Origin of the sequence: Pseudomonas parafulva (assembly GCF_002021815.1) — a bacterium.
GTDB lineage: Bacteria > Pseudomonadota > Gammaproteobacteria > Pseudomonadales > Pseudomonadaceae > Aquipseudomonas > Aquipseudomonas parafulva_B.
Genome location: NZ_CP019952.1, coordinates 1,277,735 through 1,290,775, shown reverse-complemented (window position 1 = coordinate 1,290,775; position 13,041 = coordinate 1,277,735). Strand labels below are relative to the sequence as shown.

Genomic DNA, 13,041 nt, shown 5'->3' with positions numbered 1-13,041 from the left:
GTTACTCCTGAATCAGACGCTCGATTTCCGCAACACGCTCATCCACCAGCGCCTGTTGGGCACGGCTTTCTACGTTCAGACGCAATAGAGGCTCGGTATTGGAGCCACGCAGACTGAATCGCCAGTCGGCAAACTCCACACTGATGCCATCGGTCCTGTCGACCGTCGGCTGTTGTGGCAGGTAGTACGCCAGGATCTTTTCGATGCTGCTGTTGACGTCATCGACCTGGTAGTTGATTTCGCCGCTGCACGGGAAGGCGGCGATGCGCTCGTCCACCAACTGAGCGAGGGTCTTGCCGGTCTGCGACATCAAGGCTGCTACGAGCAGCCAAGGGATCATGCCACTGTCGCAGTAGGCAAAATCACGGAAGTAATGGTGTGCGCTCATCTCGCCGCCATAGACGGCGTCTTCTGCACGCATGCGCTCCTTGATGAAGGCGTGACCGGTCTTGCTCTGGATGGCAATACCGCCGGCAGATTCGACTTGCTCGATAGTGTTCCAGGTCAGGCGAGGGTCGTGAATGATTTTGCTGCCTGGCTGCTGCCTGAGCAGCATTTCGGCCAGCAGGCCGACCAGGTAATAGCCCTCGATGAACCGCCCGCTGGCGTCGAAGAAGAAGCACCGGTCAAAGTCACCGTCCCAGGCCAATGCCATGTCGGCACCTGCGTCAAGCAGCGCCTGGCGGGTAAGCTCACGGTTTTCTGGCAGCAAGGGGTTAGGCACGCCGTTGGGGAAATGGCCATCGGGCTCGGCGTTGATCATCACCCATTCGATGGGCAAGCGCGCAGCCAATGCCTGCACCACCGGCCCGGCGGCACCATTGCCTGGGTCGGCGACAATCTTCAGGGGCTTGAGCGATGCCACATCGACGTAGGTAAGCAGGTGGTCTAGATAGGCAGTCTTGTCGAACGCTTCACGCACGCTACCTGATGTCGGGCTGACCTGGCCCAGGTCGCCGGCTTCAACACGCTGTTTCACGGCGCCAAGACCAGTGTCGCCACTGATCGGGCGTGATTGGGCCCTGACCAGTTTCATGCCGTTATAGCCCTTAGGGTTATGACTGGCTGTAACCATTATCCCGCCATCGGCCTGGTAGTGGCTGGTGGCAAAGTAAACCTCTTCGGTGCCACAAAGACCGATGTCGATGACATCAGCACCGGCATCGACGATACCGCGGGTCAGCGCCGCCGCCAGGCCTGGGCTTTCCAGGCGCATGTCGCGGCCAACGACAAAGGCCTTGCCGCTCAATTCCAGCACCAGCGCTCGACCGATGCGGTAGGCAATATCGTCGTTCAGTTGAGAAGGAACCTGGCCTCGGATGTCATAGGCCTTGAAGCATTGGGTCTGGATGGGATCGAACATTGTCTTCCAACTCAAGTGCCGAGGCCACCCTTAGGTGGCCATCGGTGGAGAATGAAACGCGAGCCGTCCCCGCGCCGTTGCGAGCCCGTATGGCAACAAAGATCGGCGCAGGTTCAGTGACGGCTAGTTAGTGCAGCGGCCGTAATTGTCTTCGAAGCGGACAATATCGTCTTCGCCCAGGTAGTCACCGCTCTGGACTTCGATCAGCACCAGATCGATGACACCAGGGTTTTTCAGGCGGTGCTTATGGCCAGCACGGATGAACGTGGATTCATTGGTGTTGAGCATCAGCTCTTGGTTGTCGTTGACCACGACGGCCATGCCACTGACCACGATCCAGTGCTCACTGCGGTGGTGATGCATTTGCAATGACAGGGATGCCCCTGGCTTGACGACGATACGCTTGATCTTGAAACGCTCACCGTTTTCCAACGTGGTGTAGGTGCCCCACGGACGGTGTACCGTCTGGTGCAGGAGATGAGCCGTATGGGATTGTGCCTTGAGCTGCCCGACGATGTGCTTGACGTCCTGGGCGTGATCCTTGTGAGCGACCAGCACCGCATCGGGTGTATCGATGACCAGCAGATCCTTTACACCAACCAACGCCGTCAGACGACCTTCGCTGTTGACGTAGTTATTGCTAGCGCCATGAGCGAGGACTTCGCCTTCGAAACGGTTGCCGTCCTGGTCGACCGAGGTCAGTTCGCTGACCGCATTCCAGGAGCCGATGTCGTTCCAGCCGATGTCGCACGGTACTGTCGCCACCTTGCTGGAGCGCTCCATCAGCGCATAGTCGATGGAGATGTCCGGGGCCTTGGCAAACTGCTCAGTGTCCAGCGTGAGCCAACTGTCGGCACCGCTGGTGGCCAGGCGCGAGGCTGCCAGTGTTTGCTGAGCCACTTCCAGCACCTCTGGCGCGTGCTGGTGCAGCTCGGCCAGTACGGTACCAACCCGGAAGCAGAACATGCCCGAGTTCCAGAAATAGTTACCGGCGGCGATATAGCCTTCGGCCGTTTTCAGGTCGGGTTTTTCGACGAAGCGGGCGACGGTGAGGCCGCCGGACTCACCACAGCTGTGGGAGGCCTCGATGTAGCCAAACCCTGTTTCAGGGTATTGAGGCTGAATACCGAACGTCACCAGCCAGCCCTCGGCGGCCAGCTGTTGTGCGGTGGCAACCGCGCGGGCAAATGCCTGCTCGTCCTGGATCAGATGGTCTGCGGCCAGCACCAGCATCTGCGCGTCGTCACCTTGGGCCTTCTGCAGCTGCAGCGCAGCCATGGCAACAGCGGCTGCCGTGTTACGGCCGAAAGGCTCCAGAATGTAGCTTTGCGCATGGCCGCTCTGGTTGACCGTGCGGTATTCGTCTTCAGTCTTGAACAACAGTTCACGGTTGGTGACCGTCATCACCTGGGAAACTCCTGGCAGCCGCGAGGCGCGCAGGAAGGTTTTTTGAATGAGGTTCTGACCACCAGGCAGCGTCATGAATGGCTTGGGGTGCGCTTCTCGCGACACGGGCCATAGCCGGCTGCCGACGCCACCTGAAAGAATTACCGGGACCAGGTCCATATATCTAATCCTTAGTTGCCACTCTCATGGCATCTGACAATTTACTGAAGAAGCCTGAATCATCGTGATGATAACGTTGCTTCATGTTTTTGCTTGCTCTGCCATGCGGCGAAGCGCGTAAGCCAGCACCAGTCCGTGTGCCGAAAGAATATCAGGAAACTCCCCTACCAGTCTTGCCTGCCCCGAACCATCACACCCGGTATCGCCAGGGCTTGACGACCATCCAAGGTAGGAACGGCGGGCCACCGGGGGCCCGCCATCGACAATGCTCACTGTGCAGCAGCACGCGATGATTGCAGGGCCGGATACTGCCCGCTCGGCTGCACCCTGATACGCGAAATACCCAGGCCTAAAAGGCGCTCGTCACTGCTGGCACCCAGCGCACTGGGGCTGATGGGCGAGGGAGGTAAAATTTCGATGCTGTTGCCTTGAACGCCTTCGAAGGTGATCTCGCGGGTACTTTGATCAGCGCCGAACACGACCTGGCGTTTGACACCCCCTGCACTGACCGTGACAGGCGCACCGGCGTTCGGCCCATAAGCCAAGGCGCTGATCTGGAGAACGAAGTCCCGTGGCAGAGGCTGCTCGAAGGTGAGGCTGACAGGCCCCAGATGAGCGTCGGTCCAGCGCCCCCAACTTTCAGCCTGGGAGAAGCCGGAAACCTTGGTAAGAAAGTCTGGAATGCCGGTCTTGCCCAAATCGATGCCTTGCTCCAGCGATGCCGGGTAGCGGCCCAATCGAGGCTCGATGAAAGCGGTGAAGGCTGGGAGCAACACCATGTTGCCATGCCCGCTCAGGTGGTCACCGTCAAGAAACAGCGGCTTGTCTCCATCAAAGGCACTGCAGGTATCACCCGGACACAGGGTAGGGAACGGGTCCCATACTTCGACATTAGGCAGCCGTGCGGCAATGTTGGCATAGCTGGAAAGCACTGGCGCCCTGAACGCCTCCATCATGCTTCGGGGCATTTCAAAACCTGGCGCACAAATAGGATTACTTTTGTCGAACCAGTCGGCGCAACGGAACGGTGGCGCCTTGTACAGGGGTTTCGGCCCTTCGAAAACGACGCGAACGCCTATGTCAGTGAACTCTTTGAGTACTGACACAGCGTAGTCTTCCGCCCGCTTGCGACCGGCTTCTGCCGCTGGGCCGAACATCTGGGAGCGTGCCGCCTGCTCGCCGAAGTACGCCCACTGATCAGCAAAGCGCGGCAAACGAAGTGACGCCAGGAACAAGATATCGCCTGGTTTAATGCGCTTTCGCAAGTCAGCCAACGCAGCATCGGTGTTGCGCCTGCACTCGCTGTTGTCCATATCGCGTGCGGGCTGCAGGCTGATGAACGGGCAGCCGCCGTTGTTGTACGCATTGATTTGCGTGGCGTGACGAATGGCGTACTGTTTGAACAGGCTGGAATAAGCAAGTGCATGGGAGTCGCCTATCACATAGACACTGGCGTCATTGCGCGGTCGATTGTCCTGGCACCCCAACGGGTTATAGCTCAACATCACCCCCCCGCCCACTAGGTGGAAGTCAGGGCCTGCGACGCAACCTGGGTAGTTGGGGTCGAGTGGATAGCCGTCTGGGTACCAGACGTCAGCGTGCTTGGCCACTTGGCTCAGCGAAAGCTTGGGCGCGGCATGGTTGATGCCCATGGCCAGCCAGCACGACAGGCCGATGACGGCAATACCACCTACGATGATGCCCGACTGCGGGACCTTGCGCATGGCGCCGGACTGGCGCACAGGCGTTTCAACAAAGCGATAGGACAGCCACGCTAGAGCGAAGGCGATCACAACAGCGCTCATCCATTGGGCCGGCGCATCCAGGCCGTAGGTCCAGCGGAACAATACGAATACCGGCCAATGCCACAGGTAAAGCGAATAAGAGATGCGCCCTATTCCGACCATCGGTGCACTGCCAATCAGGCGATGCATGAGGCGCAACTCAGGATGATGGTGCAGGCTGTAGATCAAGCCAAGCGTTGCCAACACCGCCATCAATGCACCGGGCATGGGGAAATGTTCGGGCCGGGAAACCCAGAAAGCGACAAGCAGCGCTGCCAGAGAAACTACAGCCAGCACTGCGCGCCACCATTGGACAGGGCTTTGGGCTGTGAGCTCAACAGGTTTACGACTGATGAACTGGTACAGCAGCACCCCGCTTGCCAGCTCCCAGAACCGGCCTGGGCTCAGGAAGAACGCCTGAGTAGGGTTGACCTGACTTTGCCAGGCCGAATAGATAATCGAGGCTACCAGCCCGATACCGAATAACGCTGACGAGCGCCAGCGTGTGTGAGTACCTCCCAACCATGCCAGGTAGAGAATCGGGAACACGAGGTAGAATTGCTCCTCGACTGCCAAGGACCAGGTATGTGTATAAGGGTTGAACTCGGTGGTGGGAGCAAAGTAATTGCGCCCGGTACTGGCCAGTACGAAGTTACTCAAGCCCAGGAATGCGTACAGCCCGGTCCGCTGATTGACGTCGCTGAGCCATGAGGACGGGATAAACAGCGCCGACATGTAAGCGGTGAACAGCAAACAAACGATGAGCGCAGGGAAAATGCGCTTGATACGGCGGGCATAGAAAAATGCGAAGAACTGTAAAAATGAGCTGCTTCGGTAATTCGCGATGGAAGCGCTTACAATGAAGCCCGAAATGACGAAAAAGACGTCAACGCCGACGAAACCGCCGGGAAGCCATGCGGCATGCAGGTGATAGATCACTACCGACAAAACGGCAAATGCACGTAAGCCGTCTATATAGGGGTAGTAGGAACCATGAGCGCTTTGCCCCGGCACTTTCTGGATCATGTTGTGTCCTAAACTGCTGAATCGTCTGTGAGGAGAGAAATTGGCGTCTTGTTCTCATACGGCCGGGCTGGTCCCAAGCGGTGCTTAAAATAGCACGGGGGCTGGTTTTTTGGACGGCAACGGCCCATGGATGAGCCCCGCACGATGCACCGGCTAAGGTGGACTGCGCGCAACCCTCGCAAATACTCACCTGCGACGTGACTGCAAACCGTGCCATCAGAGTTCAAACCCAGAAAATAATTCACACCTGTCTGCCTAATCTTCCGGAATGCTGATCTTCGTGGGCCATTGCAGGCGCCGATAGCAGCGTGCCAGTGCCTTGGACAAGGCAACCTTTGCTGTGCGCTCGCCGTGCACCAGCACCACCGCATGGGGTGCTTGCATCATCCCCGTTGCAAACGCCACTAACCCCGCCTGGTCGGCATGCCCCGAGTACCCCGACGCGTTCAGGACTTTGGCTGCGATAGCGTAACCCCGCCCCTCCAGTTCCACCTGCACCACTCCCGGCGCCCCACAGCTGCCCTGGATCACCGCCCCAGGCGTCCCCTTGGCCTGGTGGCCTACGAACATCACTTCATGCCTGGGGTCGCCCAGCATGCCCTTGAGGTAATTGACGATGCGCCCGCCCGAGCACATGCCGTTGCCTGCAATGACGATGGCGGGCCGGCCGGTGCTTTTGAGGTAGTTGACCACCTGCTGGTGGCGGGCGTGGGTGTCTACGCTGATCAGCTGGCCGAATGCGAGCGGATCGCGGCCACCTGCCAAGCGCGCCCTGGCCTGCTCGTTCCAATAAGGGTGCAGGTCGCGGTAGGCCTGGGTGATGCGCTGAGCCAGGGGCGAATCGAGAATGATCGGCAGCTGCGACCAATCCACGGGCTCGCCTTGTGGGGAGGGGCCCGTCTTGCCCAGCAGGGCCTTGCGATGCAGGACATCTTCAAGATCATGGAGCAGTGCCTGGGTGCGCCCCAGGCTGAAGGCCGGGATCAGCAAGGTGCCGTGATCGGCCAGCGCGCGGTCGATGGCCGCTTCCAGTCGCTGAATGCGATCACCCGTGGGTGGGTGAAGGCGGTCGCCATAGGTGCTTTCCAGCACCAGCACATCGGCACGCTCCGGGGGCTGCAAGGGGCGCAGCAAGGGATCGTTGCCGGGGCCCAGGTCACCTGAAAATACATAGCGCGTGTTGTTGGGCCCGTGCTGGATGTCGCATTCGACGTAGGCAGAACCCAAAAGGTGACCGGCACGCTGCAAGCGAATCGCGCAGGCCACCTGCGGGTGCTGAACCACGGCGTGCCAATGCCCGAATGGCAGGGGCACGATCAGGCTGTGCACCAGGGTGATGTAGCGGGCCACCTGGGCAGGTGTGCTGTCGATGCCGAGTTTGAAGGCGTCTTCGAGCACCAGGGGCAGTAATTTGGCAGAGGGCTCGCTGCAATAGATAGGGCCGCGGTACCCCTTGGCCAGCAATGCCGGAATGCGGCCTACGTGGTCCAGGTGCACGTGCGTGACGATCAGGGCCTGGACGCCGGTGATGTCGAACCCAAGCGCGCTGCCCTGCGCACCCGGCATTACATCGGCGCCCTGCTCGGCACCGCAGTCGACCAGCAGGCTGACGCCAGGGCCAAGATGAAGCTGATGGCAGGAACCCGTCACGCCGCGTACAGCGCCATGGTGGGTTAGGCCGGGGTAATCCATGCTGCGCACTCTCGCCGGGGCTAAAACGAAGTGGGCAATTAGTCCATGGTGACCGTGGCTTTAATAGGCAGACATTTCCTAAAGCACTATAAGAAAAATCCTCACCTGCCGCTCAGCGCCGCTTCGCGGGCCGAAGCCCGGATTTTGCGCTTGCTGCGCTGCACACCATAGGCGCCCAGCAAAGGCCCAACGGCCAGGCCAATGATCAACGCGGCCAGCACCACCACTGCCACCGGCACCTGTGGCGCAACCCAGCCAAACAGGGTCAAGGCTACGGTCTGCTGGTTTTCCAGCACGAAGAACAGCACTACAGCCGCCAGCAGCAGGACGAAGACAGCTGCCAGTGCACGCTTGAGGTTACGCATCGGGTTGCTCCTAGGGAATCAGGTATGGGCCTCGTCTTCTTCATTGACCCGATCACGCAATTCCTTGCCGGGTTTGAAGTGCGGAACGAACTTGCCTTCGAGGCTGACCGACTGGCCGGTCTTGGGGTTGCGACCTACCCGTGGTGCCCGATAATGCAGCGAGAAGCTGCCAAAACCGCGGATCTCGATGCGATCACCGGTAGCAAGGCATTGTGACATCTGTTCAAGCATGGTCTTGATGGCCAGCTCTACGTCCTTGGACGAGAGTAGCCCTTGATGGGTGACAATACGTTCGATCAGCTCCGACTTCGTCATGATTTTCCCTTCGTTATCAAGCAGCTAGATCATTGCTTAACCAGTTTGTAGCACGGTGCGAGGGATTTGAACAGGTCGGTTCTTGACTTATTCGAAGAATGTTGGTCCAGCCTGCCGGGCAAGAGTGGACAGCAACGCGTCGTGCCTGGGCGCAGCCAAAGGCCTGGGACCGATGTGCAGCATATAGATAGCACCGAGTGCCGTGGCACGCTTGGAACATTGTGGAAAGAACCCACAAGGAGCTCCACGCATGCCCTCTGCCCTCCCCTCTCCACCTGCACATGACCTCAATCGTGCCGTCGCCCTGCGCTTTGCAAGCCGCCCCACCTTGCGCCAGGTGGTAGGTGAGCAACTGATGAACCTTATCATCGCGCATTACCCCAAGGTGGCTGTTCACCGCCCCGACATGAAGTGTGCTGAGCCACTGAAATTTCTTCGCTGGCACATTGACGGCTACTGGACAGTCACCCCGCTTGTCGACGTTGTACTGCAACACTTTCTTGATAATGCGCCGGTGGACTTTTCCAGCCAGGACCGCTTCAGCCTTAAACCACCGCTTCGTTTTTTTGCCATCCCCGACGCGTGCGAAACAGCCGATGATGACCTCGTCGACCCCGGCACGCTGAACGACGCATTCAACGCGTTTCTACCGACCCTTCATGCGTGCTTTGAACAGGCTCAGATCGATTACTGGAATGCAGGCAACGGCAATGATCACGACACTTGGGTTCAACAGGTGCTTCGCGCTGGGCTTCTGAGTGGGCTGACCGATCAGACATTGACCGCCGATGAGCGCCGGTGCTTGAACGATCTGCTTCTCGAAAGAACTGAAGGTTTCGCTGTGCACGCCGTACGCATACATCGGCGCCTCGACCAAGGCAGCACCCGTGAACTGCTGCCTGGGCTGCTGGTGAGCGCCAGTAGCGAAGTGGCCAACGTGACACTCTGGTGCACGAGCGCAGGCGGTGTGAAAGGCTTCAGTTCACTAGACGCTTTTGGTGCCTACTTGCAGACGCAACACAGGCTGACGGAGACCGACGACGGTTTTTCGTGGGCGCTTTACGAAGCCGACGGCAACGCGTTTGCCTTGTTGTCCAGCGTGCTGCTCGAAATCCTGTTGTCGCGATTGAACCGCGTACGGTTGAGCGATCTGAACACGGTAGATGAGTTGGCCTCGGCCTACCAGGCCGTGGTCGACCCCTCGCCGTTCTTCGCCCAATTGGCCGATCTGCCCATTCAAAAGCTGGCCATAGAGTTGCCTGAGAAGCTCTTGAACGCCGACTTCAACGGGCAGAGCCGCTATCTGCAGGCGCTGCTGGACGTCTGTGTGTTACAAGCTTCCCTGGGCAATGCCCAGTGCCCCACAGAACCGGACGACCTGCATACCTACGCACGGCACACGTTGCGTGAACAGATGCTGGCCGATCATCCTGCTGACGGCGCCTTCGACGCGGACGAGTTGATACTGACCGTCAATACCTACGCCAATGACGGCCATGGGCTGGGGTTCCCACAGCTGATAGAAAGCAAAACGCTGACCTTGACCGAGTACGCCATCGGTCGCCTTGAGGCAACCGGCGCGAGCCCTGTGGCAGCTGTAGCCCATCGCACTCATGAAGAGCTCCCTGCCTGGCTTGACCCCGAGTACTTGCGCCAATTGGTTGCCACTGTTGACATAGGCGGCAACTACCCGCGCTACCTCGATGGCTTGCTTGGGGATGAACAGTACAAAGCCACGCACCTCGCCGCCTTTACCGCGCACTGGCGAAGGGGGCTGATGCTCGATGCCGCCTACGCACTCTGTGCCCGGCATATCGACCCACACAGCTATGAGGCGGTGGCCAGTTTCTGCCGTGTACCCGCAAGCGATGAGCAAGCATTGGCCATCGCGCCCCTGGCCTTCAAGCGCTCGCCCGACTCGCAGCTGATCGACAAGGCGCACGGTTTCTTTGTCATTCAGGTGGCCGATAGCGGCGCGCTGTTGCTGTATTGCCCGATGTACAAAGGTGCGCTCAAACAGTTCAAGAACCCGCAAGCCCTCATGCAGGAGATTGCCCGGCCCGGCCGCGTGCAGGAAGGCGTGCTGGCTTGGCTGGACCAAACGCACCGCGACGTGTACGACAACGGTGGCTTCAAAGAGCCTCACCTGCCGCACTGGGTGTTCGACCCGTATGAGCACCTGGACAAACCGGCCCCGGTCGAACCCGCCCTGACGTTCTGGACCGATGACATTGATGCGAACCTGTTCGAAGCCAGGCGCGCGATGCTGCTCGAACTGGCCGATCGCAGTGCCATGAGCAACAGTGAGGTACGCTGGCGGTCGATCAAGACGTTCGCCTGGCAATTGCTTAACGTGGTCGCGCCCGTGCTCCCGGGGCCGATCTCTTCGATTGCTTTGCTGTACATCGGTATAAATGCCATAGCCGAAGACCTGAAATTGCTGCTTGAAGGCAGCGCTACGGATCGAACCCAAGCTGTGGTGGATCTGCTCAACAACACACTGATGGTGTTGATCCATGCACAGCTGCCCAAAACCGAGCCGCCGCATGCCGGGGCAACTGCACTGACGGTCGATGCAGCTTCGATCCGCTTGGGCGGCGATGCCGATCCGTTGCCGCTGCCTGAGCCGGGCAGTGTGGCTCCTGTCGAGGCGCTGCAGGCCCAAGCGACCACTCAACTCGATTTTTCGTGGCGGGGCGCTCAGGGTTTCGACGCGCTGTCCGGCGCTCAACGCACGCAACTGCACGCCATGGCGGCCTCGGTAAGCCTGGAGGGCCAATCGGCGATCGAGCAAGGGCCTCTCGACGGGCTGTATGAACTTGAGCATGGGCTCTATGTGCGGCTGCAAGGACAAGTTTATGCGGTCGAGTCTGCCGATGGGCTTACCCGCATCATCGGCCCGGATGGCAGGCAGGGGCCACCGATCAGGCGTGACTCACAAGGTTGGCGTATCGACACGCGACTGCGAGGCGGCGGGGACCGACCCGGCTCAAGCACCCGGCAGCGATTGCGCGAACGCTTGGTAACCCGGATCCGGGCGGCGCAGCGGGCGGTCGAACAAAGTCTCGACAACGCTGACAGAGGCACCGCTGAATATGAAAGCTTGCGCCAACGTATCGAGGCTGCTCGTGCGCAATGGCTGAAAGTGGAGGAGCGGCTCAAGCAACCGCCGCCGCAAGATCCTGAACAGCGTGCTCAGTTCGAGCGGGCAACCAGTCTGTTCGCCAAACGGCATACGGAGTTGCTGGACCAGATAAAGGACTTGCGTCACCAGCGTATCGAATCCGCTGTAGGCATTTTCCAGAACTTCCTTGAGGCCGAGCGCAACATGGTTGCGCTGCTTGATGACCGTAGCTATATGGCAAGCACTCGCAATGCACCAGAACAGCGGCGAGCGTTGGCAGATGTAAGGCGCAATTTGATTGGTTATGCGCAGTTCATCATCGAAGAGCAGCTGTATACCGGCAGGTTCGCCGAGTACGATCGACTGACCACGGCGCTCAATGACGCCTTGCCGCAGGAGCGGCAAGCTGCGTATGAGCAGTACCGTGAAGTACTTGAAAGCATGGTTATCGACCAGCCTTTGATCATTGAATATACAGCGGCGCTTGATCGGCTGCTTGCCGTTACCGATCTGGACATGACGGCACCGAGCATTCGAAAAACGGACAGGACCGTTGCCCAGATCATCGAAACGCGCACCACTACCACGGTAAACATACGGTTCTTCCAAGCCATGGGTTTGGTTGAGCTGGCGCTGCGTTTTGAAGCCTTGCAAGACTATTCGCACTATGCGGTGTTCAGGGCTGCACTCGCTGGGGAGCGCCTGCGGGTGGCCGCTAATTCTCACCACCTGTCCATGTTCGCCGATCTGCAGACTGCTCAGCGTATCGACATTCTGCAGAGTGCCTGGGATGAATATTCGGCGGCCATCCTCAACAGTCAGCGCATTGCCCAGCTGGGCAGCGAACTTGTGGATATCGGGCGCCTGGAGGCGTATCGGCAGCAAATGGTCGAGCTCAAGACCATGGCGGGCGACGCGCTGGTTACCGCATTGCGGGAGCAGGCCGTCGGCCAGCAGCACTCCACCACCCGGCCGGTCTATCCCCGCCAGGCGTTACAAGTGGCTACAACAGCGAACGGCCAGACGGTGATCGGTTCGGAGTCGATCGTAGAGGGGCGGCCTGTGCTGCAAGTTCGCGGGACCTTCAGCAAGACTGTACTGCATACCTTTACCCGGGAAAGTGGCACGTGGGTCGAAAGATTGCCAGCTGCTGGCACCTCATCGCCACCCAGAGCGCCTACACCGGAGAGCGAGCGTCAGGAACAAGCGCTGGCTGAAGGCATGCTTGCTCAGAATCAGAACGTACTTGCCAACGCGCGCAAGCTGGTTGAAGAAGATGTCGATAGCCATTCATTGACGTCAATGCTCGATGCCCAGATCGGGGAAGTGCAGACACTGCGGGATCAGCTCGCCGACAGCGAAGCTGAATCTGAACTGCTGCAGCGCCTGGACGATGCCCTGGTGAGCTTGCGCGAGGGTAAACGCGAGATGCTGGTCAAACTGCACAGCACCACACGCTTTCCCAGCGCAGAAGGCTTGCACTACTTGCACAAGCAAGGGCTGTTACGTGTGACCTATCAGGGGCCGCGGCAGCCACTGGCCGAAGATTATCTTGATGAATACCGCATCGATGTGCTCGAAGCGCCGGGCAGCGAGCGCGGCAAGCCGCTGTGGGCCGCGCACTTTCACTTCAATGATGCGGGTGCCGCGCCGACGGCGTTCGGCAAAGGTCATCTGAAACTGTGGCGGCAGCGCAAGCTGGGTTACAGGGAACAGGTCAGAAGCGCTGCCATGGGCGAGGAGTTACGTATTCACCGTGGCAACCTGACCTACGCTCAGGCACGTGGGGTGATTCCTTTCAACTGA

Annotated in this window: 7 protein-coding genes; 1 reads left to right on the top strand and 6 read right to left on the bottom strand. The window is 59.4% G+C overall.

The genetic code is table 11. The annotated features are described in order from the left end of the window. Nucleotide 1 precedes the first annotated feature (1 nt). The 6 genes from B2J77_RS05780 to ihfB all read right to left on the bottom strand — a co-directional run bounded on the left by B2J77_RS05780 (nt 2) and on the right by ihfB (nt 8,111). Nucleotides 2–1,363, bottom strand: coding sequence for a phosphomannomutase/phosphoglucomutase (locus B2J77_RS05780; protein ID WP_058638472.1), 1,362 nt, complete (start codon nt 1,361–1,363; stop codon nt 2–4). A 123-nt stretch (nt 1,364–1,486) separates the two neighbouring features. After that, nucleotides 1,487–2,929, bottom strand: a complete 1,443-nt coding sequence (locus tag B2J77_RS05775; RefSeq protein WP_058638473.1) for a mannose-1-phosphate guanylyltransferase/mannose-6-phosphate isomerase — start codon at nt 2,927–2,929, stop codon at nt 1,487–1,489. 269 nt (nt 2,930–3,198) lie between these two features. Beyond that, nucleotides 3,199–5,739, bottom strand: a complete 2,541-nt coding sequence (locus B2J77_RS05770) for an acyltransferase family protein (RefSeq protein WP_078478151.1) — start codon at nt 5,737–5,739, stop codon at nt 3,199–3,201. Nucleotides 5,740–5,994: 255 nt separating this feature from the next. Then, complete coding sequence (locus tag B2J77_RS05765; RefSeq protein WP_078478150.1) at nt 5,995–7,431, bottom strand: MBL fold metallo-hydrolase RNA specificity domain-containing protein; 1,437 nt, start codon at nt 7,429–7,431, stop codon at nt 5,995–5,997. 101 nt (nt 7,432–7,532) lie between these two features. After that, on the bottom strand, nt 7,533–7,796 hold the full coding sequence (locus B2J77_RS05760) for a lipopolysaccharide assembly protein LapA domain-containing protein (RefSeq protein WP_078478149.1): 264 nt from the start codon (nt 7,794–7,796) through the stop codon (nt 7,533–7,535). Nucleotides 7,797–7,814: 18 nt separating this feature from the next. Next, nucleotides 7,815–8,111: an integration host factor subunit beta gene (ihfB, locus tag B2J77_RS05755; protein WP_056807345.1), complete on the bottom strand. Its 297-nt coding sequence runs from the start codon at nt 8,109–8,111 to the stop codon at nt 7,815–7,817. A gap of 250 nt (nt 8,112–8,361) precedes the next feature. Between ihfB and B2J77_RS05750 the strand changes: the two genes are divergently transcribed. Next, complete coding sequence (locus B2J77_RS05750) at nt 8,362–13,041, top strand: dermonecrotic toxin domain-containing protein (protein ID WP_078478148.1); 4,680 nt, start codon at nt 8,362–8,364, stop codon at nt 13,039–13,041.